Annotated in this window: 20 protein-coding genes and 1 tRNA gene; 8 read left to right on the forward strand and 13 right to left on the reverse strand. The window is 38.1% G+C overall.

The window, feature by feature from the left end; translation table 11 throughout:
* The first annotated feature begins 14 nt into the window (after positions 1-14).
* On the forward strand, positions 15-620 hold the full coding sequence (locus tag BM084_RS11170; RefSeq protein WP_093304771.1) for an HAD family hydrolase: 606 nt from the start codon (positions 15-17) through the stop codon (positions 618-620).
* Between the two features lie 151 nt (positions 621-771).
* On the opposite strand, the gene BM084_RS11175 is transcribed toward BM084_RS11170, so the two are convergent.
* The 5 genes from BM084_RS11175 to BM084_RS11195 all read right to left on the reverse strand — a co-directional run bounded on the left by BM084_RS11175 (position 772) and on the right by BM084_RS11195 (position 6,559).
* Complete coding sequence (locus BM084_RS11175) at positions 772-2,928, reverse strand: prolyl oligopeptidase family serine peptidase (protein ID WP_093304774.1); 2,157 nt, start codon at positions 2,926-2,928, stop codon at positions 772-774.
* Positions 2,929-3,018: 90 nt separating this feature from the next.
* Positions 3,019-4,008 (reverse strand): aspartate-semialdehyde dehydrogenase, encoded by a 990-nt coding sequence (locus BM084_RS11180; RefSeq protein ID WP_075325338.1) that lies wholly within the window; start codon positions 4,006-4,008, stop codon positions 3,019-3,021.
* A 303-nt stretch (positions 4,009-4,311) separates the two neighbouring features.
* Entirely contained in the window at positions 4,312-4,746 is a 435-nt protein-coding gene (mscL, locus tag BM084_RS11185; protein WP_075325337.1) for a large conductance mechanosensitive channel protein MscL, read from the reverse strand.
* 66 nt (positions 4,747-4,812) lie between these two features.
* Entirely contained in the window at positions 4,813-5,919 is a 1,107-nt protein-coding gene (alr, locus tag BM084_RS11190) for an alanine racemase (protein WP_093304776.1), read from the reverse strand.
* Positions 5,912-6,559, reverse strand: coding sequence for a thymidine kinase (locus tag BM084_RS11195; protein WP_070054255.1), 648 nt, complete (start codon positions 6,557-6,559; stop codon positions 5,912-5,914). Before BM084_RS11195 ends, alr begins: the two co-directional genes overlap by 8 nt.
* Before the next feature lie 195 nt (positions 6,560-6,754).
* On the opposite strand from BM084_RS11195, the gene BM084_RS11200 reads away from it, so the two are divergent.
* From BM084_RS11200 to BM084_RS11210, 3 genes are read left to right on the forward strand one after another with little or no spacing between them, the layout of a single operon-like run.
* Positions 6,755-7,549 (forward strand): hypothetical protein, encoded by a 795-nt coding sequence (locus tag BM084_RS11200; protein WP_075325335.1) that lies wholly within the window; start codon positions 6,755-6,757, stop codon positions 7,547-7,549.
* Positions 7,550-7,559: 10 nt separating this feature from the next.
* Positions 7,560-8,231, forward strand: a complete 672-nt coding sequence (rsmI, locus tag BM084_RS11205) for a 16S rRNA (cytidine(1402)-2'-O)-methyltransferase (protein WP_075325334.1) — start codon at positions 7,560-7,562, stop codon at positions 8,229-8,231.
* Positions 8,231-8,797: a uracil-DNA glycosylase family protein gene (locus tag BM084_RS11210; RefSeq protein ID WP_093304778.1), complete on the forward strand. Its 567-nt coding sequence runs from the start codon at positions 8,231-8,233 to the stop codon at positions 8,795-8,797. The genes rsmI and BM084_RS11210 overlap by 1 nt, the downstream gene beginning before the upstream one ends.
* Here BM084_RS11210 and ade read toward each other — a convergent pair.
* A complete protein-coding gene (gene ade / locus BM084_RS11215) occupies positions 8,794-10,425 on the reverse strand; it encodes an adenine deaminase (RefSeq protein WP_093304780.1) in 1,632 nt (543 codons plus the stop codon). The genes BM084_RS11210 and ade overlap by 4 nt on opposite strands.
* 133 nt (positions 10,426-10,558) lie before the next feature.
* Between ade and recJ the strand changes: the two genes are divergently transcribed.
* Both recJ and BM084_RS11225 read left to right on the forward strand, forming a co-directional pair.
* Positions 10,559-12,253 (forward strand): single-stranded-DNA-specific exonuclease RecJ, encoded by a 1,695-nt coding sequence (gene recJ / locus BM084_RS11220; RefSeq protein WP_093304782.1) that lies wholly within the window; start codon positions 10,559-10,561, stop codon positions 12,251-12,253.
* Positions 12,254-12,401: 148 nt separating this feature from the next.
* On the forward strand, positions 12,402-12,626 hold the full coding sequence (locus BM084_RS11225) for a hypothetical protein (RefSeq protein WP_093304784.1): 225 nt from the start codon (positions 12,402-12,404) through the stop codon (positions 12,624-12,626).
* Positions 12,627-12,750: 124 nt separating this feature from the next.
* On the opposite strand, the gene BM084_RS11230 is transcribed toward BM084_RS11225, so the two are convergent.
* Both BM084_RS11230 and BM084_RS11235 read right to left on the reverse strand, forming a co-directional pair.
* Positions 12,751-13,509, reverse strand: coding sequence for a UDP-2,3-diacylglucosamine diphosphatase (locus BM084_RS11230; RefSeq protein ID WP_075325329.1), 759 nt, complete (start codon positions 13,507-13,509; stop codon positions 12,751-12,753).
* Between the two features lie 81 nt (positions 13,510-13,590).
* The gene (locus tag BM084_RS11235; RefSeq protein WP_075325328.1) at positions 13,591-14,040 is read right to left on the reverse strand and encodes a 6-pyruvoyl trahydropterin synthase family protein; all 450 of its coding nucleotides are present in this window, start codon (positions 14,038-14,040) and stop codon (positions 13,591-13,593) included.
* 101 nt (positions 14,041-14,141) lie between these two features.
* Here BM084_RS11235 and BM084_RS11240 point away from each other — a divergent pair, with 101 nt between their 5' ends.
* A complete protein-coding gene (locus tag BM084_RS11240) occupies positions 14,142-14,798 on the forward strand; it encodes a 2OG-Fe(II) oxygenase (protein ID WP_075325327.1) in 657 nt (218 codons plus the stop codon).
* Between the two features lie 189 nt (positions 14,799-14,987).
* Here BM084_RS11240 and BM084_RS11245 read toward each other — a convergent pair whose 3' ends face one another.
* From BM084_RS11245 to BM084_RS11265, 5 genes are all read right to left on the reverse strand, one after another.
* Entirely contained in the window at positions 14,988-15,176 is a 189-nt protein-coding gene (locus tag BM084_RS11245) for a hypothetical protein (RefSeq protein WP_232228887.1), read from the reverse strand.
* Positions 15,177-15,284: 108 nt separating this feature from the next.
* Entirely contained in the window at positions 15,285-15,464 is a 180-nt protein-coding gene (locus BM084_RS11250) for a hypothetical protein (protein ID WP_075325326.1), read from the reverse strand.
* Between the two features lie 3 nt (positions 15,465-15,467).
* Positions 15,468-16,235 (reverse strand): enoyl-CoA hydratase/isomerase family protein, encoded by a 768-nt coding sequence (locus tag BM084_RS11255; RefSeq protein ID WP_093304786.1) that lies wholly within the window; start codon positions 16,233-16,235, stop codon positions 15,468-15,470.
* Positions 16,236-16,339: 104 nt separating this feature from the next.
* Positions 16,340-17,668, reverse strand: coding sequence for an MATE family efflux transporter (locus tag BM084_RS11260; protein WP_075325324.1), 1,329 nt, complete (start codon positions 17,666-17,668; stop codon positions 16,340-16,342).
* A gap of 77 nt (positions 17,669-17,745) precedes the next feature.
* The gene (locus BM084_RS11265; RefSeq protein WP_075325323.1) at positions 17,746-18,267 is read right to left on the reverse strand and encodes a GNAT family N-acetyltransferase; all 522 of its coding nucleotides are present in this window, start codon (positions 18,265-18,267) and stop codon (positions 17,746-17,748) included.
* 73 nt (positions 18,268-18,340) lie between these two features.
* On the opposite strand from BM084_RS11265, the gene BM084_RS11270 reads away from it, so the two are divergent.
* Positions 18,341-18,414, forward strand: a tRNA-Ala gene (locus BM084_RS11270).
* Positions 18,415-18,764: the final 350 nt, after the last annotated feature.

Below are 18,764 nucleotides of genomic sequence, written 5' to 3' on the forward strand. Positions count from 1 at the left end.
CTAACATTACGAAAATGCAGGAAATTATAGTTTACGACCTTAATCAAACTTTGTATAAAAAATCGTCTAAAGATGAATTTTTTAAATTCATTTGCTATAAAAAAGGCTATAAGTTATTGCATCTCTTTCAAATTGGCTGGCTGCATGTGTTGGGAAAGCTTCATATAACCAGTAAAACTTATTTTAAAGAAAATTTCTATGATTATTTGAATAAGCTTTCACCTGAAAAGGTAAAAAAGTACGCTAAGCAATTTTGGAATATTGAATTTCCCGAACATTTTAGAGAGGATATGCTCACCGATATTAAAGAAAAAGATAAAGCTGGTATAAAAGTGTATATAGTTACCGGCGGATTCGAGGTCTACACAAAATATTTGGAAGAACTTTTGCCTTTAAAAGTGATTGGTACTCTCACAAAATATGAAAATGAAGATTATAAGATAATAGGAAAAACCTGTAATGATGCCGAAAAGGTAAAACGCCTCGAAGCTGAAATGAATGGAGAGTACAGGCTACTAGAGGCCTACTCAGACGATGATGAGGAAATTCTGTATAAAGCTGAAAAAGGCTATTTACTTGAAGAGGGAGAATTGAAATTGGTGCAGAATAGAAAAAAATAAAAAAGAGACTGCCTGAAAAGTTCTTAATATCGTCATCCTGAATTTATTTCAGGATCTAAAATATTGATAATCAAAACATCTTAGAAGCTGAAACAGATTCAGCTTTACGAAACTAGACATTTCAGACAGCCTCTTTGAGATAATAAAAAAATTATCCTTTTACTTCTTCTTCCGTTTTATTAGGTAACGTGTCAAAGCCCATATTATAAAGGGTGAAACCAAAAATATCGGCATATTCTTCAATAATCATTTTTGTAGGTTTTCCTGCACCGTGACCGGCTTTGGTTTCAATTCTGATTAAAGCTGGATTATCTCCGGCTTGCTTATCCTGTAATTCAGCGGCAAATTTAAAAGAATGCGCAGGCACCACACGATCGTCGTGATCTCCTGTGGTTACCAAAGTAGCTGGATATTCGGTTCCTTCTTCCAGGTTGTGCACCGGGGAATATTCAAGAAGGTATTTAAACATTTCTTCACTATCTTCTGCAGTTCCATAATCGTAAGCCCAACCTGCACCTGCGGTGAAAGTATGATAACGTAACATATCCATTACGCCAACGGCTGGAAGAGCCACCTTCATAAGATCTGGACGCTGGGTCATTGTAGCTCCAACTAAAAGCCCGCCGTTAGAACCACCACGAATGGCCAGGTAATCGCTGGAAGTATAATTCTCTTCAATTAAGTATTCCGCAGCAGCGATAAAATCGTCAAAAACGTTTTGTTTTTTAAGTTTTATACCGGCATCATGCCATTCTTTTCCATATTCACCACCACCTCTAAGGTTTGGTACGGCGTAAACTCCGCCTTGTTCCATCCAGACCGCATTTGCGGTGCTAAAAGAAGGCGTTAAACTAACATTGAATCCTCCATAACCATAAAGCATGGTTGGGTTCTTACCGTTAAGCTCAAGACCTTTTTTGTGGGTAATGATCATAGGAACCTTTGTCCCATCTTTTGAGGTATAAAAAACCTGCTTGCTTTCGTAATCTTCTGGATTGAATTTTATGTTCGGTTTGTTATAAACCTCAGAAGTTCCTTCTTCAATATTGTATTTGTAAATAGTACCCGGAGTCACATAATTTGTGAAAGAATAATACAATTCTTCTTTTTCCTTTTTAGCACCAAATCCGCCTGCAGAACCAATTCCCGGAAGTTCAACTTCACGAACTAACTCTCCTTCATAATCGTATTGTTTTACTTCAGAAACCGCGTCTACCATATATTCGGCAAAGAAATAGCCACCGCCTGTAGAAGGGCTTAATACGTTTTCGGTTTCAGGAATAAAATCCTCCCAGTTTTCAGGAGAAGGATTTGCAGCATCTACAGTCACAACCTTACGATTTGGCGCATCCATATTGGTAACGATAAACAATTTACTGTCTTCGTTAGTAATTACGTAGCTATCGGTGTTTTCATGGTCCAAAATAGTAACCAGTTCAGAATTTTCTTTAGAAAGATCCATCATAAAAAGTTTTCCTCCAGAGGTTGAATTCCTTGCAGAAATAAATAAAAACCGGTCATCTTCTGAAACGCCACCACCAACATAACGATGTTTTTGCTCTTCAGAATCTCCAAAGATTACTTTGTCTTCGCTCTGTGGAGTTCCCAGTTTATGGTAAAATAACCTATGCTGATCTGTTTTTGCTGAAAGCTCGCTACCTTCAGGTTTTTCGTAGCTTGAATAGTAAAAGCCTTCGTTTCCTTTCCACGAAATTCCACTGAATTTTACATTTTGAATGGTATCTTCTATACGTTCTTTATTTTCGGCATCTATAATGATTATTTTTCTCCAGTCGCTACCACCTTCAGAAATAGCGTAAGCGGCTTTGCTGCCATCTTTAGAGAAACTTAAGCCGGCAAGGGAAGTAGTCCCGTCTTCACTGAATTTATTAGGATCCAGGAAAACTTCTGTTTTACCATCTTCACCTTTTTTTCTATAAACCACGTATTGATTTTGTAAACCATCGTTTTTATAGAAATAGGTGTAATCGCCTTCTTCAAAAGGAGCACTTATTTTTTCATAATTCCATATTTCAGAGAGTCTTTCTTCAAGCTCTTTTTTATACGGAATGCTGTTTAGATAATCGAAAGTCACCTCATTTTGGGCTTTTACCCATCCTTCGGTTTCTTCGCTACGATCGTCTTCCAGCCATCTATATGGATCTTTTACTTCGGTGCCAAAATAATCGGTTACCGTATCTACTTTTTTGGTTTCAGGATAATTCAAACTGATTTCTTTTTCTGATTTAGAATCGTTGCAGGAAGCCAGGACGGCGAGTGCAAAAATTCCGGGTAATGTTTTTTTCATAAATTATGTTTTGATACAAACAGTTAGTACTAAAAAATGCCTGTAAGTTACAATTTTACAGGCATTAGTTAATTTTTTGTTTGCTACCGTTTACACTAACTTATTTTTAATCAGGTATTCGGCAATTTGTATGGTATTGGTAGCTGCGCCTTTTCTAAGATTATCGGCCACCACCCACATATTTAAACTTTTAGGTTGTGAATAATCCCTACGGATTCTTCCAACAAAAACATCATCTTTTCCTTCAGCATAAATAGGCATAGGGTAAGTGTTGGTATCAGGATTGTCCTGTACGGTTACCCCTGGAAACTGACTTAGAATTTTTCTTACTTCAGCTTCATCAAATTCATTTTCAAATTCAATATTCACAGATTCTGAATGTCCGCCAACAACGGGAATTCTAATCGCGGTAGCACTCACCAAGACCGATTCATCTCCTAGGATCTTTTTGGTTTCTTTGGTAAGTTTCATCTCTTCTTTGGTATACCCGTTTTCCTGGAACACATCGCAATGCGGAAGTGCATTCTTATGAATAGGATAAGGATAGGCCATTTCGCCTTTTTCACCTTTGTACTCATTTTCCAGTTGTTCCACCGCTTTTACGCCGGTACCGGTGATAGACTGGTAAGTAGAAACGATAACACGCTTAATTTTGAAAGCATCGTGCAGCGGTTTTAAAGCCATCAACAACTGGATGGTAGAACAGTTTGGGTTGGCAATGATCTTGTCTTCTTTGGTTAACTCTGAAGCATTAATTTCTGGAATCACCAGTTTTTTGGTTTCATCCATTCTCCAGGCCGAAGAATTATCCACTACCGTTGTTCCATTTTCGGCAAATTTTGGAGCCCATTCCAAAGAAGTTTCTCCGCCAGCTGAAAATAGAGCAATATCCGGTTTAAGATCTACCGCCGTTTGCAAGCCAATTACTTCATAGTCTTTTCCTTTAAAATTGATCTTTTTACCTACAGAACGTTCTGAAGCCACCAAATATAATTCGGTAATCGGAAAATTTCTTTCGGCTAAAACTTTTAACATGATCTCGCCTACCATCCCGGTAGCGCCTACAACTGCTATTCTCATAATTTTAAACTTTTGTCTTTTTCCGCGTAGGCGGAAAACTATTTATTTTAGTCATTCCGGCTAAAGCGGAAATCTTATTTGGGTAATTTCTTTTTGTTACTAAATGTTCTTAAAACAAGCCGCAAATTTATTATCCCCAACTTAACTTACATAGCCCCAGCCCTTAAAATTGAAAAGAATTATTGTTTTTAAACTAATTCGTGTTTTTCGTTAAAAAAAGACCCCACAGTTTCCTGTGGGGTTTGATTAAATTACGATTTATTTAAAATGAGCAGTATAGCGGTGCTCGTATCTTTAAGAATTTTAAGTCGTACTATTCTGTTTTTTTAGCTCATCCCTAATTTGGGTAAGCAAATCTTCCTGGGTTGGGCCTTTTGGTTCCACCAATTTTGGGGCTTCTTTTTCTTTTTTGGTCTTTTCGTAAGCACGTAATACCAAAAATATAAAAAACGCAACGATTATAAAATGAATAATAGTATCAATTAAATTTCCGTAGGTAATTACAGCGGCTTCAGCTTCTTTTGCAGCTTCTAATGTTTCGTAGGAAACGCCATCTAACGAGATAAATTTCTGTGAAAAATCTGTTCCTCCGGTAATTAAACCAATAATAGGCATAATAACATCGGCCACTACAGAAGCGATGATTTTGTTAAAAGCGGCACCTATCACCACCGCAGTAGCAAGGGCTATAATATCACCCTTGAGCATAAACTTTTTAAAATCTTGAATAAAACTCATGATAAATTCTGATTGGATTAGTAGCTAACCAAATTACACAATAATTCGCTAGAAAAATTCATTTAACTATTGAATAATTATCCGTTTTACTCTTTGTGAAATTCCGGTGATAAGCTCGTAAGAAACGGTTCCTCCTTTGGCTGAAAATTCGGGTACATTTTGGGGACCACCAAAAATTATTACTTCATCACCTTCCTTACAATCAATGTGGGTAACGTTTATCATAATAATATCCATACAAACATTACCAACAATGGGAGCGTAATCCCCATTAATAAAAACGCCGGCTTTTCCGTGGCCGTATATACGTTTTATACCATCGGCATGGCCAACAGGAAGCGTAGCTATTCTTGTAGTTTTTTCGGCTTTAAAAGCACGGCCATAACCTACCGTATCTCCTTCTTCTAAATTTTGAATTTGCGAAATAACCGATTTTAAAGTGCCAACCGGTTTTAGTTTCTTGTTGAGGTTATCGTCATTGGCGAAACCATAAAGTCCCAGGCCGCTTCTTACCATAGAAAAAGTGGCAGAAGGATAATTAAAAATCGCTGAAGTATTACAAAGATGCAAAAGCGGTTCGTAACCAATATCATCCAAAAGTTTACCCGCCAGATCTTTGAATTTATAGATTTGTGAAAGGGTGAATTCCCGCTCTTTCCAGTCTTCGCTGGCTGCTAAATGGGAAAAGGCAGAAGCTATTTTTACCGATTTAGTCTTCTTTAATTTCTCCGGAATATGCTGATAATCGGCTTCAGTAAATCCAAGACGGTTCATTCCCGTATTAAATTTTAGATGCACCGGATAATTTTTCTGTTTTTGCTTTTCAGCGAGCTCTATAAAAAGCTGAAGCGTTCTTGCACTGTATAAATTAGGCTCCAGGCAATTTTCAATTATTTCAGGATAATTTACGGGTTGTGGGTGCAGAATTAAAATAGGTTTGCTAATTCCCGCTTCCCGCAGTCTTATGCCTTCTTCGGTATAAGCAACCGCAAAATAATCGGTGTCCAGTTCTTCTAATTTATGAGCCATTGCTACAGAATCATTTCCGTAGGCATAAGCTTTAATAACCGACATAAATTTAACGCCGGGTTTTAACTGCGATTTTATGGTTTTAAAATTATGAGCTAAGGCGTTAAGGTCTATTTCCAGAACGGTTTCTTCGGCTTTAGGCATTCTTTTTCTTTAGGTTAGGTTGCAATTCTTCGGCATCTTTCACATCTAATTTCTTAACCCTTTCCCTAAGCATAGCTTTGTAATATGCACCACGGCTTAAAGGTTCGTATTCCTCGTTTTCCCCTAGAAAAACCAGATCGTCATTAATAGCTTTTCTATAACTAAATTGTGCCAGGTTTCCGGTGCGGGTGCAAACTGCATGAACTTTGGTTACATATTCTGCAGTAGCCATAAGATAGGGCATAGGCCCAAAAGGATTTCCTTTAAAATCCATATCCAACCCGGCCACAATTACCCGAATTCCTCTATTTGCGAGATCGTTGCAAACCGTTACAATTTCATCATCAAAAAACTGGGCCTCGTCTATTCCTACCACATCACAACCATCGGCAAGAATCCTGATATTGGAAGCCGAAGGAACGGGAGTAGACCTAATTTCATTAGAATCATGAGAAACCACCATTTCCTCGTCATAGCGCGTGTCTATGGCGGGTTTAAAGATTTCTACGGTTTGTTTGGCGAACTGGGCTCTTTTTAAACGGCGAATTAGTTCTTCGGTCTTGCCAGAGAACATACTGCCGCAAATAACTTCAATCCAGCCAAATTGCTCTTCGTGATTTACTGTATTTTCGAGAAACATTTTGTAATTTTCAAATCGAAATGGGAACTTGCCCTTTTTGATAAAGGTGGAACAAATTTATTAAAAATACAAGCCATTAGCGGTTGGTAACCACTAAAGTTATTAAACCAGATTAAGGCACTTTTTTTGTAAGTGTTATATTGAAACTTGAGAGAGACTTTAAATAAAAAGTGGGTTCATAAATATTGCTGAAAAATGAAAAACAGACTTAAAAAAGAGTTAGTAAAACTTGCCGAAGAAATAATTTCTGAAAAAGAAAATCTGGATACCAAAGCCCTTAAATTAAAAGCGGCAACCTTATATGAGCAACTTTCTATATTGAATTTCACCGAAAAGAATCTTGAGGCATTTGAAGCTCCTGAAGCCACTCCAACGCCTAAGATAGAGAAGAAAGTTCAGGCTAAAGCACCAGTACAGCACGAACGTGACGATTATGCTCCAGATGGTACCGAATACCGGGAAGATGCCGATGCAATTACCGAACCTAATACCGAAAAAATTAAAGATATTGTAGCTCAAATGCCTGCAGAATCTGAGCGTGTAGATGAGCTTATAGAACAGGCAAATCCTAAACCACAGGCTCCACCTGCGCAACAGCAATCTCTTCAAATGGAAGAAGAGCCACCAAAGCCAAAAACAGAAGCGCCTAAAAACGATTTTAGAAATATTGGGGTAGATTATGATAACCTTCCTGATTTTGAACCGTTAAATAACAGGCAAAAGGACCAAAGACCAAAGTCTGTAAACGACAGGTTGAAGAAAGGAATAAATATTGGGCTTAACGAACGACTTTCATTTATAAAAAATCTATTTGACGGAAATTCTTCAGATTATAATCGGGTACTTTCCCAGTTAAATACTTTTAGTTCTTTAGATGAAGCCCAAAAATTTATCCAGTTGGTAGTAAAGCCAGATTACAACCACTGGGAAGGAAAAGAAGATTATGAAGAGCGATTTATGGCCAAAATAGAGAACAAATTCAGTAATTAAATTCGCTTTAATGGGAAAATTATTCCTGGTTCCAACGCCAATAGGAAATTTGGACGATATGACTTTTAGGGCGGTAAAAGTGCTAAAAGAAGTAGATACAATTCTTGCCGAAGACACCCGAAATAGCGGGAAACTCTTAAAGCATTTTGATATTGGTACGCATATGCAAAGTCACCATATGCACAACGAGCATAAAACAGTAGATCACATTGTTGAACGGATTAAAAGCGGCGAAAATATTGCGCTGATAAGTGATGCCGGAACTCCCGCAATTTCAGATCCCGGGTTTTTATTAACGCGCGCTTGTGTTGAAGCAGGCATAGAAGTAGATTGTTTGCCTGGCGCTACAGCTTTTGTTCCGGCGCTGGTAAACAGTGGATTTCCAAATGATAAATTTATTTTTGAAGGTTTTTTACCGGTAAAAAAAGGCAGACAAACGCGCTTGAATTTACTTGCCGAAGAAACCCGAACTATGATTTTTTACGAATCGCCTCATAAATTGCTGAAAACCTTAAAACATTTTTCAGAGTATTTTGGCGAAGACAGGCCTGTTTCGGTTTCCCGGGAAATTACCAAACTTCACGAAGAAACTATTCGCGGAACGGCAGCTGAGGTTCTTCAACATTACACCAAAAAAACACCTAAAGGGGAAATTGTAATTGTGGTAAAAGGAAAATCTTGATGCAGGAATTGTTAAAAGAAGCCAGGGCCTGCAAATTTTGTGCAAAGCATCTGCCGCTTGGAGCAAAACCTATAGTAGAAGCCACTAAAAAATCTAAAATAGTTTTAATAAGTCAGGCGCCGGGAAAAATAGTGCATCAAACAGGAATTGCCTGGAATGACCAAAGCGGAAAAAAGCTTAGGGAATGGCTGGGAGTAGATGAAAATACTTTCTACAATACCAATAATTTTGCAATTCTTCCTATGGGATTTTGTTATCCGGGGAAAGCCAAAACGGGTGATGCACCGCCTCGTAAAGAATGTGCACCCATGTGGCACGATACTATTCTTTCAGCATTAAAAAATATTGAACTCACCATTCTAATTGGAGCTTACGCAGTAAATTATTACCTGCCCGGGAAATTAAATCTTACTGAAAAAGTAAGTTCTTATCAGAAATTTTTACCTGATTATTGGTGTTTACCGCACCCTTCACCGGTGAACCGTTTCTGGCGAAGTAAAAATCCCTGGTTCGAAGAAGAGGTGGTACCTAAATTACAAACCAGGATTCATAAAATTATAGATTAGTTTTTATCTATCATATCAACAAAATTAAACTTTCTTCCACTGAACAAACCTTTATCCGAAAGTTTTAGATCGGGAATTACTAGGAGCGCCATAAAGGAAAGTGTCATAAAAGGAGCTTTTAAGGTACTGCCTAAATCTTTGGCCATTTTATCTATTTCCTCGTATAATCTACCGGTTTCCCAACCATCCTTATCGCTAATTATCCCGGCAATTGGTAGTGGAAGTGCTTTTTGCTCATTTCCATTCACGCTACAAATTCCTCCTTTATGCTTGATGATGAGGTTTACTGCGTTACAAATCTCTTCGTCTGATGTCCCAACTGCGATAATATTATGAGAATCGTGTGCTACCGAGCTGGCAATCGCTCCATTTTTTAATCCGAAATTCTTTATAAATGCGACAGCAGGAGCTTTGTCCTCATACCGGTTAACCACCGTGATTTTTAAAATATCATTTTCAATATCAGAAATTAGTTCCCCGTCCTTTTCTAAAGCTTTCTGCTGAATTTCATTAGTAATAAGTTCCCCATCCAGCGCTTCAATAACTTTAATAGTATTACCGGCTGCTTTTACTTTAAAATCTTCATGCGTTTTGGATGAAGTATGAAAATTATTCGGCTTTTCGAATGGAGAAGATTTGATATGAGATTTACCATTTTCAGCAACTAATTCTCCGTCAATATAAGTTTGTAAAACTTCAAAATTGGTCAGGTCTTTTACAGCAATAAAGTCGGCGGGGTCGCCTACTTTTAATTGTCCGACTTCTAAATTATAGTGATTTATGGGATTGATACAAGCGACTTCCAGCACTTTAAAAACATCTATACCTTTAGCCACCGCCCGTGCACAAAGCTGGTTAATATGCCCTAAAACCAGGTCGTCTGGATGTTTATCATCAGAGCAAAACATCATATTTTTATAATGTTCCGCCAGCAAATCTACAAGCGCTTCAAAGTTTTTAGCGGCGCTACCTTCGCGAATAAGTATTTTCATACCAAGGCCAAGCTTTTCCTCGGCTTCTTCAGCGGTATAACATTCGTGATCTGTAGAAATACCGGCTTCAGCATATTTTTTAGCGTCTTCTCCGCGCAACCCGGGTGCATGGCCATCGGTAGGTTTATTAAAATGTCTAGCCCACGCGATTTTCTTCATCACTTCTTCATCTTCGAAGATAACGCCGGGATAATTCATCATTTCCGCGAGATATTTTATTTCAGGAAGTGCTAATAGATCTTTAATATCTTCAGCATTAATCACAGCTCCCGAAGTTTCAAAATTGGTAGCCGGAACACAGGAAGGCGCACCAAAATTAAATTTCAACGGACTTTTCTTTCCGTTTTCAATCATAAACTTAACGCCTTCTTTTCCCAAGACATTGGCAATCTCATGAGGATCTGAAACGGTGGCTACCGTACCGTGAATTCCAGCTAAACGGGCAAACTCGGTAGGCACCAGCATAGAACTTTCAATGTGTATATGTGCATCTATAAACCCAGGAAGCAAAAAGCTCTTTACTTCGTGCTTTTTTTCTTCAATCTTTGTAATCTTTCCATTCTCGATGCTGATTTCCGCAGGAAAAATCTTCCTGTTTTTAATATCTACGAGCTGGCCCTGTATAATTTTGATCATATTTTTTCTGTAAATCCTAAAGCGTGAAATTAGGGATTATTATTAATTGCTGAAAAATTTCTATTATTCTGTTTTAGTGAATTCCCCCTTATTGGTATTGAAATACTATATGTATTTTTGAAAAAAACTTACGATGCGCTGGACTTTAAAACCTAAACCCGATTCTTTAGTTGTTAGTAAACTTGCCGAAGAATTAGGGGTGGAAACGCCTGTGGCTGCACTCTTGGCGCAGCGCGGAATAATGACTTTTGAAGCTGCAAAAAAGTTTTTCAGGCCCAGTTTGGAAGAGCTGCACGATCCCTACTTGATGAAAGACATGGATGTGGCTGTAAACCGAATTCAGCAGGCAATCGCTTCCGAAGAAAATATTATGGTTTATGGCGATTATGATGTAGACGGGACTACCAGTGTGGCTTTGATGTCTTCTTACTTAAAAACCCTTACTCCAAATATCGCGACTTATATTCCCAACAGGTATACTGAAGGTTACGGGATTTCTTACCAGGGAATTGATTTTGCGGCCGATAACGGAATTTCGCTGATTATTGCCCTGGATTGTGGAATAAAAGCCATTGATAAAGTAGCTTATGCTGCTGAAAAAGGAATAGATTTTATTATTTGTGATCACCACCGCCCGGGAGAAACTATCCCTGAGGCCGTTGCGGTGCTGGATCCCAAGCGCGAGGATTGTGAATACCCGTATAAAGAACTTTGTGGTTGCGGGGTTGGTTTTAAATTGATCCAGGCTATAAATACTAAAAGATTAGGAACACCCGAGGTTTTACTGCCTTATCTGGATTTGGTTGCGACCGCCATTGGAGCCGATATCGTGCCTATTACCGGTGAAAACCGAATTTTGGCCTATCACGGTTTAAATGTGATCAATGTTGCCCCCAGAATGGGTTTTAAAGCAATATTGGCACAGGTCAAAAAGGATAAACTCACGATAACTGATGTAGTTTTTATAATTGCGCCTCGTATAAATGCAGCCGGAAGAATGAAGCACGGCTTGCACGCAGTGAATTTATTGACGGAAGAAGACGAAGCAACCGCTATGGAATTCGCTGCTGAAATAGAGAATTTTAACGCCGAAAGGAAAACTACCGATAAAGCGATTACGGTTGAAGCTCTTGGGCAAATTGAAGAACTACAGGAACAGGAACGTTATAGTACCGTGGTTTATCACGAAGGCTGGCATAAAGGCGTGATTGGTATTGTAGCTTCACGTTTAACCGAAACCTATTACCGCCCAACCCTGGTTTTTACAAAAAGCGGTGAGAAATTGGCGGCTTCAGCACGCTCTGTGAAGGGGTTTGATGTCTATAATGCTTTGGAAGCCTGTAAGGAGCATATCGAGCAATTTGGCGGACATAAATATGCGGCAGGATTGACTTTAGAAGCTTCAGAATACGAGAATTTTAAAGCGAAATTCGAGTCGGTGGTTTCTGAAACTATAGATAGAAGATTACTAACTCCTGAAATTGCAGTAGATGCCGAAATTGATCTGGATGAAATAACCCCGAAATTTTTTAGAATTCTAAAGCAATTTGCTCCTTTTGGACCAGGAAATATGAGTCCGGTTTTTATGACACGAAATCTTACCGATACCGGTTACGGGAAATGTGTGGGTGCAGATGAAGCACATCTAAAATGCAAGGTTGTACAGCAGGGAAAATCGGCAATGTTTGATATGATTGGTTTTGGACTGGGAGAAAAATTCGAGACGATTTCAGAAAAGAAAACTTTTAAAGCAGTGTATTCCTTAGATGAAAATGAATGGAACGGGAATGTTTCTATTCAGTTAAAATTAAAAGATATCAGCGAATAAATCTTTTCTATTTAGATTCATTTTAAATAATAATTTTATATTTGGGTAACTTATCTCGAAGCAATAGCAAGAGGTATAAAATGATGATGAAATTTCGAGGTAGGCTTTGGAATTTTTAAATCTCGATTATCGAGTAAAGTGTTTTAAAATGGAGGATGTTGCATTAATTTATCACAACAAATTAGGAATTGCTTTTCGGTGGAAAAATAACTTACCAAATGCTGACCCAGCGAGAGTACAGATGGTTTTTAAGGATATGGGCTTCTATTTGTTACCTGAAGAATTCAGCATTTTTCCAATAATATACAAGCTGCTAAATATTATAATTGTGGTAATTGTACCACTGAAAAATCCTGTAGAAATATTCTGTTAAGATCTCCACTTGAAAAAATGGATTTTGCGGTAAGTGCCATAGAGCTGGAACAAATTTCAGATTTAATAGAGGGAACTTTATTTAAATTAAACCTGGAAGATTATCTAAATGGCTGTGGGAGGAATTAAAATTCTAATTTCTTTAAAACCGTCTTCTCACCATCAAAAACTGCGTAGGTGTAAAAGTCAATCCAGTCGCCGGTGTTGATATAGGTCGATTTTCCGTTTAGGTCGATTTCCAGGGGTAAATGCCGGTGGCCAAAAAGAAAGTAATCGTAATGCTTTTCTTCTAATTTTCGCCTACAATATTGAATAAGCCATTCCTTTTCTTCTCCTAAAAATTTTTGCTCCTGGTCTCCCGAGATCGCTTTATTTTTTACTGAAAAATACTGCGCCAGAGGAATGCCTAAATCTGGATGCAACCAACGATAAAGCCATTTTGAAAACGGATTGGTAAAAACCTTTTTCATTCGTTTATAACCGTGGTCTCCGGGTCCCAGGCCGTCTCCGTGGCCCACAAGAAAGGTTTTATTATTGAATTCAAATTCTTTAGGCTTACGAAATACGGGGATACTAAGTTCGTCTTGAAAATAACTTTCCATCCACAAATCGTGATTCCCTACAAAAAAATAGATCGGGATTCCGCTGTCTTTAATTTCTGCAAGTTTCCCTAGAACCCTTACAAAACCTTTAGGCACGGCGTGTTTATACTCAAACCAGAAGTCAAAAAGATCACCGAGAAGAAAAATAGCAGCAGCGTCTTCTTTAATTTCATCCAGCCATTTTACAAATCTAATTTCCCTTGGTCTACTTTCTTCTTGAGTAGGTGCACCAAGGTGATTATCACTGGAGAAATAAACTTTTTTGCCTTCGGGAATAGTCATTTATGATAATTCTAAGCTGTAAATATAATATTTTAGAAAAAGAGCTCACGGGTTTCACTCCCCCTTCGGGGGATGGGGGGCTTATTGATCGTTTGCAAACCATTCCGCAAAACTGGATTCGGTTTCCTGGAGTTTTAGCGAGTGTAGTTTTATATGCTCCGGTAAATGTTTTTGAATCTTTTCAGCAAAATTTACCACCATATTTTCGCTGGTGGGTTGGTATTCTACCAGAATAACGTGATGTCCTCGATTTTTTAATTCTTCAGCAAGCTCTACGTGAGGCGTATTCTTGTTAAAAACCGTGGCATGGTCAAACTTATCTACAATTTCAGATTTTACGATCTTTTTCAAATCTCCAAAATCTATTACCATCCCAAACTTCACATTATCTTTATCGGTAATAGGTTCTCCAATCACACAAACACTAAGTTTATAGCTGTGGCCGTGTACGTTTCGGCATTTTCCGTCGTAGCCATAAAGAGCGTGGCCGGTTTCAAAAGAGAACTGCTTGGTAATTCTAATCTTGCTCATCTCGCGTTATTTTTGGCAAAGTTAAGGGTTTTTTAGCGTTATATTTTTTTGGTCCTGCAATTATGTTTCTGTTGTATATTTGCCTGTTTTTTTAATGAAAAATGATAACAGAAACTGCTCCCGAACTTTTTGAACAACTGGATTTTATAGAAAATCCTTTTTACGAAAACATTATTACCGATTTAGTTGAAAATCAATACTGTACTGTAGACGATTTTTTTAATGCTGAAGAAGTTGCAATGCTTCGCAATTCTTTAAAATCGAAATTTGAAGAAGCGCAATTCAAAAAGGCGGCGATTGGTAATAAAAACAATGAAATTGTTGCGAAATCTATTCGCGGGGATTTTATTTTATGGCTTAACGAAGCTGAAGCGGGAAAAGCCGAAAACCTGTTTTTCAACAAAATCAATTCGTTAGTATCCTATTTAAATAAAACCTGTTTCCTGGGAATTTTAACTAAAGAATTCCATTATGCTCTTTATCCTGAAGGTACTTTTTATCAGCGACATCTGGACACATTTCAGAATGACGGGAGAAGAAAACTTTCTATGGTTTGTTATTTAAACGAAGAAGACTGGAAGCCGGAAAATGGAGGGGAATTGGTAATTTATTCCGAAGAAAATGGGGTTGAGGTTTCAAAAGCTATTTATCCAATGCCAGGTCGTGTTGTAATTTTTGAAAGTCAGGTGCTGGAGCATGAGGTGAAACCGGTACAAACTGCAAGATTAAGTATTACAGGTTGGTTAAAAACTCGATAATCGAGATTAGCTTAACCTAAATTTGTCTCGAAATAAAGAAACACTTTTTCTATCTAGAAAGAAATTGGCCCGGGGCAAGTTATTTCTTGAACCTTTTATAAAGTACTACCACAATTAAAACTAAGGCTAAAATTAACCAGAAGCCCATTCCACTTAAAAAGCTTAGAAATTCCCAGGTATCTTCTCCCATTAATTCATTTGGTTTTTCTCCTGTCTTCTCCTCCAGTTGTAACGCGCATAGAAGAAAATGGCAAGAATTATTAGAATACCCAACAGGTAGAGCCAATTATCGGCTATAAATTCCCAAATGGTAAAACCCCATTCCTCTTCCCGGGTGGCATCTCGGTCTTTTGGTAAATGTTGCTGTGGCAAACTCATAAATTAGTTTCTAAGGTTGAAATTAAGCTTTTTAAAATAAGAAATCTGTTATAGGGATGCTAATTTCCCAAATTGAAACCAATATATGTTTAAGATTAAAAACCCGAACTAATTTTTAATCTGTCGTTTATTGTTTTTAATCATCTTGTAGAGAAAAAACCCAAAAAGCCCGGCAATTATTATAAGACCAAGTAATATAAAAAGAAGATTGTCACCTATAAAATAACCTATAGAATATCCAATACTATGTGCCTTATCTCCGGTTTGGTCAAAGTAAAGTAAATACATGTTTTATTTTTTATATTTAGCTAAAGCGTTTTTGGTAAAATCTGAAAGCACCAATTCTCCAGAAATGGCAGCTCTTTCAGCCAGTAATTCGTCCCAGTGAGAAGTGTTTTTCCAAAACATTTGTTTCATCTCATAGAGTGCTTCTGGGTTGTAAGAAGCCAGTTTTTCGGTAAAAATATCAATTTCTTTATCTAAATCTTTTAAGCTTTCAAATACACGGGCATATAAGCCTTTATCTTTGGCCCAATAGGCGTTTTTCCATTCGTGGGCAGCCAGGCTTAATTCGGAAAGGGCACCCACGCCAATTTTACGTTCTACGGCCGGGGCAATTACAAACGGACCAATACCTATGCTAATTTCTGAAAGTTTTACTGCAGCAGCATCAATAGCCATAGCGTAATCGCAAGCAGCAACCAGTCCCACACCACCGCCAACGGTTTTTCCCTGGATTCGGCCAACAATGAGTTTTTTACAGTTGCGCATCGCATTTAAAACTTTGGCAAAACCTGAAAAGAATAATTTCCCGGCCTGCATAGTTTCAATTGCTACAAGTTCGTCAAAAGAAGCTCCTGCACAAAAGGCTTTTTCTCCTTCAGATTTTAATAGAATCACTTTTACGTTGTCGTCTTCAGATAATTTCTGAAACTCTTTCTCAAGTCGATCTAATAACACTGAAGGGAAAGAATTACTGGCAGGATGGCCAAATTCTAAATGGGCAATTCCGTTTTTAATATTGGTATATAAACTTCCGTTTTCACGTGTGGTAGACATAAATTTGATTTTTCAGTTAGCTGAATACCCAAATTTAGAAAGATTAATTTTGAAAAATACGGTTTTGGTTTAATTGTTTTTAACTGCTCCCTGGCCACTGAGAATCAAACTTCCTTTTGTAAATATTTTCTTCTGAATTTAATGACCAAACCGGCGCTTCGAATAAGCATCCAGACAAAAAACGCGATCCAGATTCCGTAGAGTTTTAAACCGTAATAATCTGAAATTAAAAGGGCAGGAGTGAAGCCCAAAAATGTGGCTACTAAAAGTAAATTACGCAGATACTTTGCCTCGCCCAAACCTTTAAAGATTCCGTCGAACATAAAAGCAATGGCATTTACCGGTTGCATTAATAATACGATCCAAAAAACCGATGAGAATATGGCCAGCACGGCCATATCTTTATTAAAAACTAACCCAATTTGGTTGTAAAACAGTCCGCAGATGGCCATTAACATAAAAGCGATCAAAACCGCATATTTGCTTATTTTTTTACTGAGTTCCCATAAATTTCTGTAATCCCTGGCGCCGAGTAATTTCCCGCCAATCGCATTCCCGGCGTTCGCATAACCATCTATAAAAAAGCTAAAGAAAAGCCAGATATTCATTAAAATACTTTGAGCAGCGATATAGTTTTTCCCGTAATCTGTGGCGTAGGCATTGGCCAGGTAAATAGCGAAATTTAAGGCGGCCGTTCTAACAAAAAGGTTGGCGGCCATAAGTAAAAGGCCTTTTAAACGCGGATTTATATTTAAACTCAGTTTTAAGTGAAAAGGTGTTTTTTTGAAGAAAAACCATAGTGCCATTACCAGCATTGTTCCTTGTGCAGCAAGACTGGCATATGCAGCGCCTTTAAGATGCATCGCAGGAATAAAACCGTCGATTCCATAAACCAACAGAAAATCCAATCCTACATTCACCGCGGCACCGGCAAGACTACACTTCATTGCCCAAAGTGTGTTCTGAAGTCCGCGAAATACTCCGAAAATAGCAAAAGTCACCAAAGTTAATGGATATCCTAACGCGCGGATTTGATAATAATCTTCAGAATATTGTAAGATCAAACCTTCGGCGTTATAGGCGCTAAAGATTGATTCGGCGAAAAAGGCGGTAGTAGCATAGATCACTAAGCTAAAAGCAAAATTGAAATATATAGCCTGCGGAATAAGCGTTTTTACTGCATGAATTCGGTTTGCGCCCAAATGCTGGGAAACAATGGCAGAAATGGCGGTTTTGGTTTGAGCTACGATCCAAATAATTGCTGAAAGAAATGAGCCTACAATTCCTGCCGCAGCCAGCGCTTCAACCGAGTTTTTTTCTACATTTCCAATTACCGCAATATCTGTAAGCGAGATCAACGGCTCGGCAATCCCGGCGATAATTGCGGGAATGGCAATTCGGTTTATATTTTTAAAACTAACAGAAGATTCCAACAGCGGTTATTTTCAGCAGCAAATATAGAATGCTTTATTGTAAAGCCTCATCGCAAGACTAATTTCTTAAGATTTTCTCAATTTGCGTTGAAAGAATTTGCTAAAAGTTTTTCGTAGCAATGAAAAGGATACTCATTTTTATGCGGAAAATAGACATCACCAAGTTTTGTGTATGCACGGGCTTCATAGAATTTTTGATTGCGAATATTTTTACTGAATGTATCTAATCTTATGGAAGTAAAATTCTTGTTTTTAGCGAATTCTTCAGCAAAATCCATCATTTTCCTGGCGTATCCTTTTCCCCAGAATTCTGGGTGCGTGGCCAGCCTGTGAACATAAAGATTATTGCCGGTTTTGCTAAGCCAGTTTATATTACGATATACATCATCCATTTTTGAGGTGAGTACAATAATGGAGATAATCATATTCTCTTCCTCAAAAATGTATAATTCTTGCTTCTCAATATCTTTTTTAAGCTTTTCCAGGGAAGGATAACGTTCATTCCATTGAAAGATATTTTGCTGCTGAAGCGCTTTTGCACAGGCTTCGGTTAGTTTCTTGATCTCCCTGAGATCGTTTAGGTTAGCTTTTCTAATCATTTTTTAATCAACAATAATAAATAAAAGTTCTTTGTTGGAATTTACAGAAAATTATTACATTTGCCTTCCAATTGGGGGATTAGCTCAGCTGGCTAGAGCGCCTGCCTTGCACGCAGGAGGTCATCGGTTCGACTCCGATATTCTCCACAAAACCACCGTTTTTCGCGGTGGTTTTTTGTTTGCCCTGCATGCAAACAATTCCGAGACTTGAAAGAAAGCCCGCTCACCTGATCGGAGGGAAGAGCAATGTAAAGTCAAGTGCGTCACTGGCAACGGTGGGGTGTGAAGGAAGACCTAGCAAGTTAGTGGAACATAGAGAAATCGAACCGATTCTGGCATATATTGGGGGTAAGGTTGCAAAAAGTGCCGATGCCCAAAATCCGAATAGCAATATATGTTAAAACGGATGGCTTCACTAACAGGAATGTTTGCTTAACGGGGGAAGCCTGATTATTCGCCTTTCCAGGCTAAGCAGAAACAAGTCGAGAGACAAGGAT

Origin of the sequence: Salegentibacter agarivorans, from assembly GCF_900113135.1 — a bacterium.
In the GTDB taxonomy this organism is placed as follows: Bacteria; Bacteroidota; Bacteroidia; order Flavobacteriales; family Flavobacteriaceae; genus Salegentibacter; species Salegentibacter agarivorans.